The organism is Streptomyces sp. NPDC015032, from assembly GCF_043080425.1.
In the GTDB taxonomy this organism is placed as follows: Bacteria; Actinomycetota; Actinomycetes; order Streptomycetales; family Streptomycetaceae; genus Streptomyces.
This window is the reverse complement of sequence record NZ_JBIBVN010000016.1, coordinates 64,876-79,372: the sequence shown is the minus strand read 5'-3', so window position 1 is coordinate 79,372 and position 14,497 is coordinate 64,876. Positions and strand designations below refer to the sequence as shown.

The window sequence follows — 14,497 nt, the reverse complement described above, 5'->3', positions numbered from 1 at the left end:
CACCGGAGATACGAGGGCTCGGACGTCTAAGACGCGTCCCCGCCGTGCGTGCCGGTGGCCGCGTCGGCGGCCAGCAGCTCCTCGGCCGACTGCCGCAGTACGTCACGGGCGGCACGGACCTCGGCCGCCAGCGGCCGGTCCGCGTCCAGCGGCGGGGAGATCACGGCGAGCCGGGCCCATGGTCCGGGCACGTCGGTGCTGCTGCCCCGCATGGAGGTCAGCTGGGCGACGGTCACCCCGAGCGAGCCGATCACCAGCCAGCCCAGTTCCAGCGCCTCCGCAACGGAGTTGGCGCCGTTGAGCGCCATCGGCACATGGTCCTGGTTCCAGCCGTTGGTGGGCAGCGTGGTCAGTGAGGCGGGGTAGGCCAGCTGCCGGATGCGCGAGACGAACGACGTCGCGCTGAGCTGTACCCCCGCCAGTCCCGCACCGCGGCCCGGTCGCGGCGTGAGCATCGGCGGCAGATCGCCGTTGGTCACCGGGCTCACCAGCAGGCCCAGCTGCCGCTCCGACAGATAGACCGCCGAGTGCAGTGCCAGACCGGTCTGTTCGGAGGCGAAGCCGACCGGCATGGCGTGGAAATTGCCGCCGTGCAGAACCGAGTCCTCGAAGACGATCGGGTTGTCGGTGCAGCCGTTGGCCTCCCGGCACAGCAGCTCACCGGCGAACTCCAGCTGGTCCAGCACCGCGCCCAGGACCTGCGGCCCGCACCGCAGGCTGTACGGCTCCTGGAGCGGGCGCGCGGGATCGCGTTCGGCTCCCGCCGGCAGTTCCTCGCGGATCCAGGCGGCCGCCCGCAACTGCCCGAGCTGGCCGCGCGCGATCCCCAGACCGGCCTCGTAGTGCTCCGGATTGGCGCCCAGCAGCGCGTTGATCCGGCCGGTGAGCAGCGCCGCCGCGCGCACCAGCGCCAGTGCGGACTGCTGGTTCGCGATCGCCATGGCCAGGCCGACACCCGTACCGTTCACAAACGCGAGGGCCTCCCGGACCGGCCAGACGAACGGCTTGATACCGAGTGCGGCGAGCGCTTCGGCGGCGGGCCTGATCTCCCAGTCCCCGTCCGCGTTCTTCACCCAGGCCCGGTCCACCCCGGTGTGGCTGAGCGCGGCATGAGCGAGCGGCTGAAGGTCGCCGCTGGCACTGACGGTGCCGTGCCGTGGGATGGCCGGGACGAAGCCGGCGTTCCATGCGTCCGCCAGGGACTGCCAGAAGTCCGGCGACACGGCGGAGAAGCCCTTGCGCATGCTGTTGAGCCGGAGCCAGACGACCAGTCGGCACACCTCTGGCGGCAGTGGGTCACCCTGGGCGGAGCCGAGGTGGGATATCAGGCTGTCGCCCTGCTCCAGCTCCGACTCCGCCTCGAACAGCACCAGCGGGCCGAATCCCTGGGTGAGGCCGTAAATGGGCTTGTCGGCCGCGAGTTGCTTGGCCACGGTGGCGGCACAGGCCCGCATCCGGGCGATGTCCTCGCCACTGAGCGGTGCCAGCTCGGCGTCCCATCCGGCACGGTGAAGGATGTCACCGAGCGAGAACTCGGCGCGGGTTTGGTCGGACACGGTCACGATATGGCTCCTGCATCAATCGTTTCGATGTTCTGAACACGGCGGAATTTGCCGATCTCGGTGCGGTCGATGCGGTCGACGGCGCGCACGCCGCGGGGGCGCAGGCCCATCCGCTCGAAGGCCGAGCCCAGGTCGAGGTCGCCCAGTTCGGTGCCGGGTTTCAGCACCACGAGCAGCTCGACGTGTTCCCCGATCAGCGGGTCGGTCACCGGGCGCACGGCGTAGTCCGCGCAGTCGAGCACCGGCCGCAGCAGGTCCTCCAGCCGGTCCAGATTGAATCTGCGGCCATTGACATTGACGAGCCTGGTGCGCCGCCCGGTGAACCGGAAGACACGGTCGTCCAACCGCTCGACGTGGTCGTCCAGTTCGCAGCTTTCCGGGGCCGCGTCGGCGGTCAGGAAGGCCAGCCGGGGACTGCGGACCTTCAGTGTCACCTCGCCCTCGCCCGGCCGGAGCGGATCCGCGAAGGACACGTCGTCGATCAGGCTCCAGTCCGGTGGGGTGCCCTCGGACCACTGCCGTGTGGCCACCCCACCGGACTCCGTGGCGCCGAAGACCTCCACGATCCGGGCCCGTTCGGCACCCGCCTCCGCGAGGAAGTCCAGCGAGGCGTCGGGAATCATCCCGCTGGCGTGCAGGACGGTGATCTGGTCGGTGGAACGGACCCAGGCCATATGGCGCCGGAGCAGTGAGAAGATCCAGGGAATGGCCATGACCGCCCAGCGCCGGTGGCCGCCGACCGGGGGCAGCTGACCGGCGAACTGCGGCCGGTACCAGACCGGAATGCCCAGCCGTGCCGGCACCAGCACGCTGGTCAGCGCTCCGTACAGATGCTTGGAGTGGACGAACGAGAGGGCGGCCTCAGGCCGGCGCGGGGCGAGCAGCCGGGCAAGCATACCGGCCTCGTTCCACAGGAATTCCTTGCTCCGGTACCAGGTCTGACTGGCTCCGGTGGTGCCGGAGGTCTGGAACGCCACCGTCGGCGGCAGCATGCCGAGCACCAGCTCCTCGATGGCCGCGAGATCACCGCGGAACGTGTCCCAGCGCACGACCCAGGGTTCATCGGTGATCCTCGGCGAGGTGAACCCCTCGCGCAGCAGCTCCTGCGGTGTGAGTTCGGGGTAGCTCACAGAATGCTCCCTCAAGGTCGTGGCCCTTTTGTGTGTGAAGGGGACAGCGCCGGGCCGGTTCGGGCACATGGAAAAGGAAGTCCTGGGCACGTCTCGCCGGCGGGACGCGAGGAAGACGCCGGAATTCCTCTCGCAGAAAGGAACTGGTGCCGGAAGGGCGCCAGTGCGGGTGGCACTATTCGTCCGTCACCCACTCACTCCGCTCGACCTGGAACCCATAGAGGTTCCAATGCCGGCCGCGGAAGTACAGATAGTCGTTCAGAGTGCTGAGGATCCGGCTGTCATCGGGCCGCATACCGAAGGAATCCAGGCTCGCTTCGGTGGTCTCGGTGATGACCCGGTCCACATTGAACATGGCGAACGCGTAGTTGATGGTCAACCCGATGGCTTCGGAGCCGGTTCCGAGGCGGTTGAGTTCCGGGTCGAGATAGGTCCCGCAGCGGATGTGTCCCGCCTGGTCGAGGCCGAACAGCAGGCTGAAGCCCAGCACCTGGCCGTCTGCCTTGTTGACCACCTGAAAGGCGGCGTCGGGCCGGGGCGGCGGTCCCTCCGGCCGACCGGTCGGCAGCCGGACACTCTCCACGCCGGTCCGCAGCACGGTGCGGAAGAACTCCGCCTGATCGGCCGCGGTGGCGGGGCGCAGCAGGACCCGCCGGGAGGAAGTCTCCGGGTAGATCACTCTGTTGTCGTGTCCGTCATTCCTGTGGTCCACGTCATGCACGTCATTCACGTCTTTCGCCTCATCGATCCTGCCTACACTGGAAGTTGACACGGCCATTCGTTCAACGGCAGGGGTTTTTCCATGACGCGGGAGCCGTCCGGGCCACCGAGAAACCGGTTCGACCGCCCCGTGGTCGGCTGGTGGAGAGCCCGGCTGGCGCTTCTCTTCGCCGCCGCGATCGCGATTCTGGTGCTGCATGCCGTTGTGCCGGGCCTGTTCAAAGTGGGCGGTCACTGGCTCTTCGTGCCCGCCGCGGTGGTTGCCGTACTTTCCGTGCCCACCGTGCTGCTGCTGCCGGAATGGTGGTTCGAGGTGCACCGCTGGGAAGTCACCGATGCCGCCGTCTATGTGCGCACCGGCTATTTCTGGCAGCGGTCGAAGATGGCACCGCTGTCCCGGATCCAGTCGGTCGATACGGTGCGCGGTCCCTTGCGGAAGCGTCTCGGTCTGGCCACGGTCACCGTCACCACCGCATCGGTGAAGGGCTCGCTGAAAATCGAGGGGCTGGGGGAGGAGCGGGCCACGGCGGTGGCCGAGCAGATCACCCGGGCCACCGGTGCCGGATCCTGAACCCGCCGACATGTTTCCGGGATTCTTTTCTCGGTCACGTGGTCGAGGTGGTTGAGCCGGCAGCGGTGGCCGTACGGACCGGCTCCACCGCCGAGCCGCCACCGCGAGCACGGCGGCGGCCGGTGCGGCAGCCGGGGACAGCCCTTAGGGGGCCGATCGAGGTGTTCGGGCCCACCCCGGCGAAGAACACCGGCAGCAGCACGATCAGGGGGAAGTCCTGCAACTGGTGACCGGTGCGCCGCACGATCTCCGAGTCCCGGGGCACCGCGACGCCGGACAGGAACGCACACGGGAAGGACGGTGCGTGCACCGGTGGCACTACACGATGTGAACCTCGGGGACGTACAGAATCCACCGGCCGCCTGCGGCGCTGAATTCCTGTTCCTTCGCCATGATCTCGTCCGCGTGGTTCCAGGCGAACAGCAGTGCGTAATCGGGGTAGGGGTCGGCGAATGCCTTCGGATCGCGGACCGGAATATGGGAGCCGGGTGTCAGGCGTCCCTGCTTCGCCGGAGTGCTGTCCGAGACGAACGGAATCAGACCGGGGCCGATTCCGCAAAAGTTGTTGACGGTCGCACTCTTCGCGGTGGCACCGTACCCGACGACTGTTCTGCCTTCTTCGTGCAGCCGGTTCAGCAGCGCGACCAGGTCTGTACGGATCTTGTTGACCCGCTTTCCGAACTCCTCCAGTGTGGCGAGTTCGGCTACCTTTCTCCGGTCCTCCTCGGCGAGCAGTTCCACCACCGCGCCGGACGGTGTCCTCGCTCCCGCGCGGGCGAGGGTGTAGCGGACCTCGCCGCCGTGCACCGCGAGCCGTTCGACGTCCACCAGTTCCAGACCGTGCAAGGCAGCCATCGCCTGCACCGACCGGGCGGTGAAGAAGAAGAAGTGCTCGTCGTAGATCTGGTCGAAGGACGTGCGTTCGATGATGTCTCCGAGGTACGGATCCTCGAAGACGAAGACCCCGCCCGGCGCCAGCAGCACCTTCACTCCGGCCAGGATCGAATCCATATAGGGAATATGGCACAGCGTATTGGCCGCGTAGATGACGTCCGCCGGGCCGTCCTCGCTCAGAATGTCCAGTGCGGTGGATTCCTCGAAGAACGATTTCCGTACGCGGATTCCCCGGGCGGCGGCCACATCCGCCACACCACCGGAGGGCTCCACGCCCAGGTGCCGGACACCGGCCTCGGCGAGGGTGCCCAGCATGACGCCGTCATTGCATCCCATCTCGACGACGAACGGATCGTCGGCGGTCAGCTCGGTGGCCAGCAGGCGCCCGGCGAACTCCTCGAAATGGGCGCGCATGAAGGCGGATCCCGAGGAGTGGTACGGGTAGTCCTCGTGGAACATGTGCCCCCGTGGGACCTCCTCCGTCAACTGCACCATCGTGCACTTCTCACAGATTCCGGTGGCCAGCCGGAAGAAGAACTCCTTCCGGCTGTCCGCCCCCGGGACCACAAAGGCATCGGACAGCGGCTGGCGCCCGAAATCGAAAAACTCATGGACCTTGCCACCGCATATACGGCACACGAACTCGGTCGACATCACCACTCCTGATCGTACGAACCGACAACCGACCGGAGTAATCACCGGCCGAACCCCAGGAGCGCACTGAAAATCTGTGCCGGGCCGGCCCGGTGCTGATCCGGCCCAGATCTTCAGTGCACTCCTGGCTTTTCACCCCTGTCCCGCCAGCGAGACAGAACTCGCTCAGGCCGTGGCAGCCGGCCGGAGGGAGGCGTAGTACTCCAGACATTCCTCATAGCTGGGCAGCATTCCCGCGTCCGCCGCGGCGGCCAGTCCCGGCGCCGCGGCATCCTTGTCCGACATGACCGGCGGACCGTCCAGCTCCCACGGAATACCGATGTCGGGATCCAGTGGATTGATCTCGATCATCGTTCCGTGCACATATTTTTCCGAGCACAGATAGTTGACGCAGGCATCGTCGGTCAATGCCACAAAGGCATGGCCGATACCGTCGGACAGGTAGACCGACACCCCGGTCTCGGCGTCCTGCCTGGTCATCTCGTACTGTCCGAAGGTGGGCGAGCCTACCCGCAGATCCACGGCCACATCCAGCACCGAACCCCTCACGCAGGTGACGAGTTTGGCCTGGCCCGGCGGCAGTGTGGTTCCGTGAATTCCGCGGATGGTGTTACGGCTGCTCAGCGAGCAGTTCGCCTGGCCGATCCCGAACGGGTAGCCGATGGCCTCGGAAAGTAGACTGGAACGGACCAGCTCCATAAAGGAGCCCCGTTCGTCCTCATGGATTTCCGGGACGATCCGGAACGCGTTCGGTATCGACATCTCGGTAATCTTCATCGCACCGATAATGAGTGGAAGGCTTGTCCCGCTGCAACCCCCGAAACTTCATGCTGCGATTTATGCGATCCTTCAGCAGGAAACCGTCGGGGTGGCCCCGAGCGTCATATCGCGGTGATACAGATGTCGCGCATAAGCGAAGATCAGCGGGTTCAGACGGAAGTGGTCGTGCACCGGTTCCTGGACCAGACTCTCCTCCACCAGGACGTCCAGACCGCGACGGGCGACCCGTGGGGTGATGCCGGCCAGCCGCCCGGCGGATTTGAGACCGAACCCGGGCTTGGTGCTGCCGCCGAGCGCGCGGAACATCAGACGGACGTCCTCCGGCAGCGGGTCGTAGGACCAGCCGAACACGGTCTTCAGAGAGGAGTGGTCGTCGCCGAGCACATCGAGCCGTCCCAGCAGATCCCCCTCGCAGAAGCGGGCGAGGGCGCGCTCCGGCGCGGGGTACATGCCGATACGGGTGCCCGCGATGCGCAAGGCCAGCGGAATGCCACCGCATGCCTCGACCAGTCGCCGCGCCTCGGTCTCGGCGTGGGCCGCCAACGGCCGGCCCACCATACGGCCGAACAGCTCGACACCGTCCTCCGCCATCCCGCTCAGAGTGATACGCCGCGCTCCGTCCCGCACGGTGAGCCCCGTCAGGGAGTTCCGGCTGGTGACGATGACCAGACAGGAGGCATCACCCAGCAGAAGTGGCCGGACCTGCTGGACGTAGGCCGCGTTGTCCAACAGGATGAGCAGCCGTCGGCCGGCCACCAGACTGCGCAGCAACGTACGTTGGCGCTCGATGTCCATGCCCGCCCGTGGGGGCGCCCCCAGCGCGTCCAGGAGATGACGCAGCGCCTCGTCCAGCTGCATCGGCCCGGGCCCGTCACCGTATCCCCGCAGATCCAGCTGCAACTGCCCGTCGGGGAAGCGCGGGGAGAGGGCGTGAGCGATCCGGATCGCGACCGCCGTCTTGCCGATGCCCGGGGCCCCGTTGATCAGGATGACGGCACTCTCACCCGCACTCTCGGCGGACTCCACCAGTTGACGCAGCTGCCGGAGTTCGGCCGCGCGTCCGGTGAAGTCCGGTATGTCCCGTGCCAGCTGGGCCAGTTGCGTGGGGGGCGCCGCCCGCCCGGACGCGGTCGGCACGCTCGGCGGCCCGGCGGGTTCGGCCTCCGGCAAGGGGAGGGACATCCTGCTCGATGGCCCGATGCGCAGTATGTCCTCATAAAAGCGCTGAATTCGCTCCCCGGGCTCCAGCCCCTGCTCTTCGGCCAGCCTGGTGCGCAGGTCGTGGTACTCCTCGACTGCCTCGACCTGTCTGCCGAACCGCGTGTAACCGAGCATCAGCAGATGGCGCAGCCGCTCACGCAGCGGATATTTCCGTACCAGTGATGATAATTCGGACAGCTCGCCGCTGAAGTCGACATCATGCTCCAACTGGTGCAGCAGTTCCATCCGGTCCTCGATGGCGGTCAGCCGCAACTCGGTGAGGGCCCTGCGCTCGGCATCCGCGAAGGGGCCGGTCGCTCCGCCGTAGGGAGCGCCGTGCCACAGCGCCAGCGCGGCATTGATCTCCTGGACCGCACGCTCGACCGCCTGCGTTTCCTTCAGCCGCCTGGCACGCTTCAGATGCGCTTTGAACCTCTTGAAGTCCACCTGGCTGGGAGGTAGTTGCAGTCGGTATCCCAGGCTGTCGGACACCAGCAGATCCGAAGGCCCGCGCTGCGAACGGGCCGGCTCCAGCAGGCGGCGCAGCCGGGCGACGTAGGTGTACACACTGTTCATCGCGGTCGCCGGGGCATCGAGTCCCCAGACGGCGGTCACCAACTCCTCGCGGCTGATCACCTGGTTGGCGTGCGCGGCCAGTACCGCGAACAAGGTGCGCTGTCTCGGTGAGCCGAGTTCTAACCCCTGCCCGTCCCTGAAGGCCATGACCGGTCCCAAGAGGGTGACGTGAGTTGTATCCCCCATACCCTGCACTCTCCATTGTGTGCACCCCCGTTGGAGTGCGTGCGCGGCTCCTGATCCTGATCAAATCAACCTGATCCAGTGGTCAGGACTGAAAGAAATTTGGTTATTTGGGATCGTGTTGGCTCGCTACGGCGTTGCACCGCTCCGCGTGCTGCCTGGCTCCCCCCGTTGCACAGCAAGCATCCTACGTCGCAGGCGCGCTGACTGAACGATCGATTACCGGGGCCGATTCAGGGATCCAGGGGGCGACGTACGGGGGCGCCCCGGCCGGGCAGGGTGGCCGACCGGGGCGCCGGGGCCGGGCTCCGTCTCGTGGGGGTCCGCGGACCCTATGTGGCAGCCCGGCTGAAATCGCGGGCCGCCGATATCAGCAGCCGGTGAGCCTCCTCGCTCCCCACGGTGACCCGCACGCCCTGACCTGGGTACGCGCGGACCTTGACGCCCACGCGGGCCGACTCCTCGGCGAAGCGTTCGCTTCCGGCGCCGAGAGGAATCCAGAGGAAGTTGCCGCGCGAGGGCAGCGGCGCGAGGCCGGCGTCGGACAGGTGCCGGAAGAGGCTCGCGCGTTGTCCGCGGACGTACGCCATCCGCTGCCGCAGGGTGTCCTGCTCCCTCAGCGAGGCGATGGCCGCACGCTCCGCGCCGCGTGTGACGGAGAACGGGATGGCCGTCTTGCGGGCGCGCGCCACGAGGGCGGGCGGCGCGACGGCGTATCCGACGCGCAAGCCGGCCAGGCCGTGCGCCTTGGAGAAGGTACGCAGCACGACCACATCGCCGTGTGCGTGGAAGAGTCCCAGGTCCCGGGGGTCCGCCCCCTCGTCGAACTCGGCATACGCCTGATCGAGGATCGTGATCACACCGGGTGGGAGGCCGACGAGGAAGTCACGGAGGTCGGAGGGCGTCAGGGACGTCCCGGTCGGGTTGTGCGGAGAGCACAGGATGATGACGCGCGTGTCCGTGCCGACCCGGGCGCGCATGGCGTGCAGGTCGTGTTCCCCCGTCGCCGTCAGCGGCACGGGGACCCCTCGGGCGGCGGAGGTCGCGACCAGGAGGGGATACGCGTCGAAGCACGGTTTCGCGTAGATCACCTCGTCCCCGGGACCGCACAGGGTCAGCAGGAGCTGCTGGAGAACGCCGGCACTGCCCGGCCCCACCAGAATCGATCCCCGGTCCACCGGGAAGTGTTCGGACAGCGCGTCCACGAGGCACTGGGCGCGCGGGTCGGGGTAGAGGTGGGCTCGTCCGCTCTCGCTCCGCAGGATCGAGAGCACCTGGGGCAGCGGCGGCAAGGAGATCTCGTTGTTGGACAGGTCCCACAGGTCCCCGGAGGGGGTGGCGGACGGTGTCTCGTCGTCGCGGTAGGCGGGGAACTGGTCCGTCGTCACCACTCTCGGTGGCAGGGCGGATGGCATGGTGGTGCGTACCTCCCTTTATGGGCGCGCGGTTCTGCCGTCGGGCTGGAGCACCCAGGCGTAGCTGTTGGGGACATCGAGCGTGATCTCACGCAGGCAGCGGTAGCCGGCCTCGGCGAACACCCGCCGGGCGGCTGCGTACGTACGGGGTTCCATGCCTTGGAGCGCGTGGATGTAGTCGAACCCCGGCGCGAACAGCTCCGGTGCCGGCGCGGAGGTGGTGGGGGAGACGACGGTGTCGAAGACGACCAGGTAGCGGGCGTTGGGGAACCGCTCCTGGTAGGAGCGCAGTACGGTCACGCAGTGGTCATCGGGCGCTATGTGGTGGGTCATGAACGCCTGGGTGACGATGTCCACCTCAGGCCGGTTCTCCGTGAGCCGGGCGACGTCGGCCTCCCGGATGTCGAGTGCGACACCCACCGCGCGCGCGTCCCGCACCGTGCGCTGGGCGGCGTCGACCGCCGCCGCGGAGATGTCGAATCCGAGTCCGGGCTGCCCCGCGCGCGTGCACATGGCGAGCAGTCGCGATCCCGTACCGCACCCCAGGTCGCACAGGGGCCCTCGCGGTGCCAGGGAGGCGACGAGGTCAAGGATCGTCTCGTCCAGGTACTGGGCCCCGACGCGGCTGGACGCCTCCGCGACCACGGCGCCTCTCACCAGCGTCGCCGGGTCCGGCGTATCGGCGACGGCGCCGGCCAGGACGGAGGCGTAGGCGCCGAACCACAGCTTGAAGACCGGTGCCTGCTGCCGCAGGTCCGAGCCGAGTTCGGTGAGCTCGTAGGAGAAGTCGCGGTGTTCGACCGCGCCCGCTCGGCACAGAGCCTTCAGAACTCCCGTGATTCTGATGCGGTGGGCGGACCAGGGAGCCTTGTCCAGGTCCGATTCCTTGATGGGTTCTTTGGCGAGTCTCTCGAAGAGCCCCAGGTCGTCCGCGAGGACGGTCGCGTGGGCCGCGACGGCGCCGGTGAACAGCGGTGCGAGCTGAGGATGAACGAAGTCGGTGCTGGCGATGATGCTCTCCTGAGCCGAAGGGCCATGTCGGTGGGTGTGACGGGTGCTGATTACGCCGCGAGCTCCTCCAGTACGGGCACCAGCTCCAGAGGGGTGGGCTGCTTCCGCATCTCCTCGCGCAGCCCTGCCGCGGCGTCGCGGAAGGACCGTTCGTTCAGTAGCCGCAGCAGGTTCTCCCGGATGACGGGGGCGGTCACCCGGCTCGCCTCGACGGAGATTCCCGCGCCCTGGGCGGCGAAGCGCCGGGCCAGTTCGGGGGCGTCGAACTCCCATGGCAGCAGCAGCTGCGGAATGGCATGCCGTGCCGTGGTGAGGAGGGTGCCAGGACCACCGTGCTGAATGAGCGCCGAGCAGGTCGGGGCCAGCGCCTGCAAGGGGACATAGGGAACAAGCCGCGTGTTCCGTGGCACGCTGGACAGTTTCCGCTGCTCCTGTTCGGCGATCGTGGCGACGATCTCGATGTCGAGATCGGCCAGCGCGTCCAGGAGCTCCCCCACGTCGACGTTGTAACTGCCGAACCGCGCGATGCTGGTGATGCCGAGTGTGATCGCGACCCGAGGGCGTTCTGCAGGGCCCCGCAGCCAAGGCGGCACCACGGCGGGGCCGCCGTACGGCATGTACTGCATGGGCAGGTAGCGCAGCCGTGCCTCCATCCGCATCGAGTCGGGCAGCTGGTCGATGGTGAATGACCCGGTGACCAGCTCCTCCGTGAAGTCGAATCCGTAGTGGTCGGCATAGGTGCTCAGCCACTGGGCCAGCGGATCGGCCGCCTCGTTTTGGCCGGCCTTCAGCCGTAGATAGTGCTCACGGGCGACACCGAAGACGTCCACGCTCCACAGCAGCCGTCCGTGCGCGGCGCCGCTGGCCTTCGCCGCGATGGCACCCGCGAAGGTGTTGGGTTCCCACAGCACCAGATCCGGCCGCCACTGCCGGGCGAAGTCGACCAGGTCCAGGATCATCGGCACATTGGCCGTCTTGTGCCACCAGCGGACGACGGTCTCGTAACCCGACCGCATGTACTCCCAGGTGGCGCGCTCGGGGGCGGCCGCCACGTCGTACGGCGGAAGCAGACCGGTCAGCAGGGACGCGGGCTCGTCCCCCAGCATGCGGGAGAAGCCGTCGTCCCGTCCGACCGGCACCGCGGGCAGGCCCGCACCTGTGATCACGTCGGTCAGGTTGGGGGTGCTGGCGACCCGTACGTCATGGCCCGCGCTGCGCAGTGCCCAGGCCAGCGGCACCATGGACAGCAGCAGGCTCCGGTCGGAGTACGTGGTGAAGAGAATGCGCACCTCTGCTCCAGATCGCGATCAGGGCCGGTGCCGGGCAGTCGCCCGGACCAGTTGGGGAACCAGGTCGCGCGGGGTCGGCATGGCCAGCATCTCCTCACGCAGGGCGGCCGCGGCGGTGGTGAAGGAGGGCTCGTCGAGCAACCGGACAAGGTGGCCGCGGACCTTGTCGCCGGTGACGTCCGTGTAGTACTCCGTCAGTCCGGCGCCGTACCGGACCAGCCGGTCGCAGACCGGGGGATTGTCGTGCTGCTCGGGAATGGTCAGCTGCGGAACCCCGGCGAGTGCCGTGGTGTTGAAGGTGCCGAAGGCGCCGTGGTTGATCGACGCGACGCAGGTCGGCATGAGCGCGCTCAGCGGAACGAAAGAGACGAGTCGGACGTTGTCGGGCACTCGTTTCAGTTCGCTCTGCGCCTCCTCGGACAGTGTCGCCACGATCTCGGCATCCACATCGGCCAGCGCGTCGAGGATCTCGCCGACACCGACCGGATATCCGCCGAACCGTTGAGTCGCGGAGACGCCGAGAGTCAGGCAGACCCGTGGCTTCGCCGGCGGCTCCCACAACCAGTCCGGGACGACGGAGACCCCGTTGTACGGCACGTACCGCATCGGCAGGTACTCGATGTCCGCCGTGAGCTGTAGCGGACTCGGATACTGATCGATGGTCGACTGCCCCGTCGTCATGTCCTCGGAGAACTCGACCCCATATTTTTCACAATTCTCGCCGAGCCATTCACCGAGTGGATCCCGTCGTGCGTGTTCGGGCTGTTTCTCGCGTAGTCGGAGGAAATTCTCCCGGGTCTTCCCGAAGATGTCCAGACACCAGGGCATCCTTATATGGGCGGCCCCCACCGCCTTGGCTGCGATCGGGCCCGCGTAGGTGGCCTGCTCCCATATCACCAGATCCGGTTTCCACTGCTGCGCGAAGGCGACCAGATCGCTGGTCATCGGATCGTTGATCATCCGGTACCAACTGCGGACGACGGTGTCGTATCCCGATTGCAGATACTCCCAGGAGATGTCCTCCACAGGATCGTCGGCGGTATCGAACGGCGGCAGATCCACGGCACGGATCTGCTTGTACAGCTCAGGATTCGCCGCGGCAAAGCGCGGATTCAGAAATCGGTCCAGTACGCGCCAGAGGTGATGGTCGGAGCCGACGGGAACCGCGGTGAGCCCGCTGCGGGTGATCACCTCCGTCAGCGCGGGCTGACTGGCCACCCGTACCTCGTGGCCGGCGCCCACCAGCGCCCAGGCCAGTGGCACCATCGCATGGAAGTGGGTCTTCTCCGAGTACGTGGTGAAAAGAATGCGCATGCGTGCTCCACGGTCGGCGGCGGGTTGTTCCGGGGTTTCACCGGCGATTTACCGGCGTCCTGTTGCCTGTGGTGTCCGTCCCGCCGGCGGGACGGACACCACAGGCAACAGGATTCTGGATGATTCCGGCTGGCATCGATAACGTACTGCCAGTTTTTCTCTTCTACGCCTTCGGCCCGCCTCGTACTTGCCGCATCCAAGCAGCCGGGGCCAGGATGGAAAATCATGCGCAACATTCTCATGGATGACGATTCCAAACCGATCAGAGTGGGGCTCGGCTGTACTTCGCTATCACGCGGATACGGCCCGATCCAACAGGACGAGGAGGACTCTGTCCGAGTTGTTCACCGGGCGCTCGATCTCGGCATCAGAATTTTCGACACTGCGGACATCTATGGGCCCTACAGCAACGAGCGGCTGCTCGGACGGGCCTTGAAGAGCCATCGGGACCGTGCCGTGATCGCCACGAAATGCGGTCTGGTCACCAACCCCGACGGCACGCTGAGCCGCGACGGCCGGCCACAGCACATCCGGGCCGCCTGCGACGCTTCGCTCAGCCGCCTGGCGACGGACACGATCGACCTCTACCAGCTGCACCGCGTCGATCCGGACGTACCGCTGGAGGAGACCTGGGGTGCCATGGCCGAGCTGGTGCGAGCCGGGAAGGCCAGGGGGCTCGGCATCTCCCACGCCAGTGTCGAGGAACTGGAGCGGATCAACGGGCAGTTCCCCATCAGCGCCGTCCAGTACGAACTCTCCGTCCTGGCCAGGCACGCCCAGGACGACGTACTCAAGTGGTGCGAGACGACGGGCACTCCCTTTCTCGCGTTCTCCCCGCTGGGCCGGGGCCTTCTCACCGGACTGGTCGACCACGCGGCACTGGACGAGAAGGACGCACGGTCCCGCGATCCCCGGTTCGACGAACACGCCTTCGCCGTGAACCGGACGATCGTCGACGGTCTGACAAGGGTCGCCCGCCGGCACGGGGCAACCACGGCGCAGGTCTCCATCGCCTGGGTACTGGCACAGAGCGAGCTGGTGATACCCATTCCCGCGACCAAGCGTCCGCGCTGGCTGGAACAGAACACGGCCGCGGCGAGTCTCGAACTCACCGACGAGGACCTGCGGGATCTGGCGCGGCTTCCGGCGGTCGTCGGGCGGATGCAGTGGGACTACGCGCGTTCCGGAAGCTGACCGG

13 protein-coding genes are annotated in these 14,497 nt (G+C 67.4%); 2 read left to right on the top strand and 11 right to left on the bottom strand.

Going from position 1 to position 14,497, the window contains the following annotated elements; all coding sequences use genetic code 11:
* Window positions 1-26 precede the first annotated feature (26 nt).
* The 3 genes from ACF08M_RS22780 to ACF08M_RS22770 form a co-directional block, all read right to left on the bottom strand.
* Entirely contained in the window at window positions 27-1,562 is a 1,536-nt protein-coding gene (locus ACF08M_RS22780; protein ID WP_392187089.1) for an aromatic amino acid lyase, read from the bottom strand.
* Entirely contained in the window at window positions 1,559-2,692 is a 1,134-nt protein-coding gene (locus tag ACF08M_RS22775; protein ID WP_392187088.1) for a hypothetical protein, read from the bottom strand. The genes ACF08M_RS22780 and ACF08M_RS22775 overlap by 4 nt, the downstream gene beginning before the upstream one ends.
* 175 nt (window positions 2,693-2,867) lie before the next feature.
* The gene (locus ACF08M_RS22770; protein ID WP_392187087.1) at window positions 2,868-3,404 is read right to left on the bottom strand and encodes a GNAT family N-acetyltransferase; all 537 of its coding nucleotides are present in this window, start codon (window positions 3,402-3,404) and stop codon (window positions 2,868-2,870) included.
* Window positions 3,405-3,494: 90 nt separating this feature from the next.
* Between ACF08M_RS22770 and ACF08M_RS22765 the strand changes: the two genes are divergently transcribed.
* The gene (locus ACF08M_RS22765; RefSeq protein ID WP_392187086.1) at window positions 3,495-3,983 is read left to right on the top strand and encodes a PH domain-containing protein; all 489 of its coding nucleotides are present in this window, start codon (window positions 3,495-3,497) and stop codon (window positions 3,981-3,983) included.
* A 34-nt stretch (window positions 3,984-4,017) separates the two neighbouring features.
* Here ACF08M_RS22765 and ACF08M_RS22760 read toward each other — a convergent pair whose 3' ends face one another.
* The 8 genes from ACF08M_RS22760 to ACF08M_RS22725 all read right to left on the bottom strand — a co-directional run bounded on the left by ACF08M_RS22760 (window position 4,018) and on the right by ACF08M_RS22725 (window position 13,299).
* Window positions 4,018-4,293, bottom strand: coding sequence for a hypothetical protein (locus tag ACF08M_RS22760; protein ID WP_392187085.1), 276 nt, complete (start codon window positions 4,291-4,293; stop codon window positions 4,018-4,020).
* Window positions 4,294-4,301: 8 nt separating this feature from the next.
* A complete protein-coding gene (locus ACF08M_RS22755) occupies window positions 4,302-5,531 on the bottom strand; it encodes a methyltransferase domain-containing protein (protein WP_392187084.1) in 1,230 nt (409 codons plus the stop codon).
* Window positions 5,532-5,696: 165 nt separating this feature from the next.
* Window positions 5,697-6,308 (bottom strand): dTDP-4-dehydrorhamnose 3,5-epimerase family protein, encoded by a 612-nt coding sequence (locus ACF08M_RS22750; RefSeq protein ID WP_392187083.1) that lies wholly within the window; start codon window positions 6,306-6,308, stop codon window positions 5,697-5,699.
* Window positions 6,309-6,380: 72 nt separating this feature from the next.
* Entirely contained in the window at window positions 6,381-8,273 is a 1,893-nt protein-coding gene (locus tag ACF08M_RS22745) for a BTAD domain-containing putative transcriptional regulator (protein WP_392187082.1), read from the bottom strand.
* Between the two features lie 329 nt (window positions 8,274-8,602).
* Window positions 8,603-9,685, bottom strand: coding sequence for an aminotransferase class I/II-fold pyridoxal phosphate-dependent enzyme (locus tag ACF08M_RS22740; RefSeq protein ID WP_392187081.1), 1,083 nt, complete (start codon window positions 9,683-9,685; stop codon window positions 8,603-8,605).
* 18 nt (window positions 9,686-9,703) lie between these two features.
* A complete protein-coding gene (locus ACF08M_RS22735) occupies window positions 9,704-10,342 on the bottom strand; it encodes a methyltransferase domain-containing protein (protein WP_392187080.1) in 639 nt (212 codons plus the stop codon).
* Window positions 10,343-10,746: 404 nt separating this feature from the next.
* A complete protein-coding gene (locus tag ACF08M_RS22730) occupies window positions 10,747-11,985 on the bottom strand; it encodes an activator-dependent family glycosyltransferase (RefSeq protein WP_392187079.1) in 1,239 nt (412 codons plus the stop codon).
* An 18-nt stretch (window positions 11,986-12,003) separates the two neighbouring features.
* A complete protein-coding gene (locus tag ACF08M_RS22725) occupies window positions 12,004-13,299 on the bottom strand; it encodes an activator-dependent family glycosyltransferase (protein WP_392187078.1) in 1,296 nt (431 codons plus the stop codon).
* A 225-nt stretch (window positions 13,300-13,524) separates the two neighbouring features.
* Between ACF08M_RS22725 and ACF08M_RS22720 the strand changes: the two genes are divergently transcribed.
* Window positions 13,525-14,493: an aldo/keto reductase gene (locus tag ACF08M_RS22720; protein WP_392187077.1), complete on the top strand. Its 969-nt coding sequence runs from the start codon at window positions 13,525-13,527 to the stop codon at window positions 14,491-14,493.
* Window positions 14,494-14,497 lie beyond the last annotated feature (4 nt).

Excerpts from the sequence above, each read along its gene's own strand:
- ACF08M_RS22720 (WP_392187077.1), top strand. The coding sequence starts at position 13,525 with ATGCGCAACATTCTCATGGATGACGATTCCAAACCGATCAGAGTGGGG.
- ACF08M_RS22765 (WP_392187086.1), top strand. The coding sequence starts at position 3,495 with ATGACGCGGGAGCCGTCCGGGCCACCGAGAAACCGGTTCGACCGCCCC.
- ACF08M_RS22755 (WP_392187084.1), bottom strand. The coding sequence starts at position 5,531 with ATGTCGACCGAGTTCGTGTGCCGTATATGCGGTGGCAAGGTCCATGAG.
- ACF08M_RS22725 (WP_392187078.1), bottom strand. The coding sequence starts at position 13,299 with ATGCGCATTCTTTTCACCACGTACTCGGAGAAGACCCACTTCCATGCG.
- ACF08M_RS22745 (WP_392187082.1), bottom strand. The coding sequence starts at position 8,273 with ATGGGGGATACAACTCACGTCACCCTCTTGGGACCGGTCATGGCCTTC.
- ACF08M_RS22740 (WP_392187081.1), bottom strand. The coding sequence starts at position 9,685 with ATGCCATCCGCCCTGCCACCGAGAGTGGTGACGACGGACCAGTTCCCC.
- ACF08M_RS22750 (WP_392187083.1), bottom strand. The coding sequence starts at position 6,308 with ATGAAGATTACCGAGATGTCGATACCGAACGCGTTCCGGATCGTCCCG.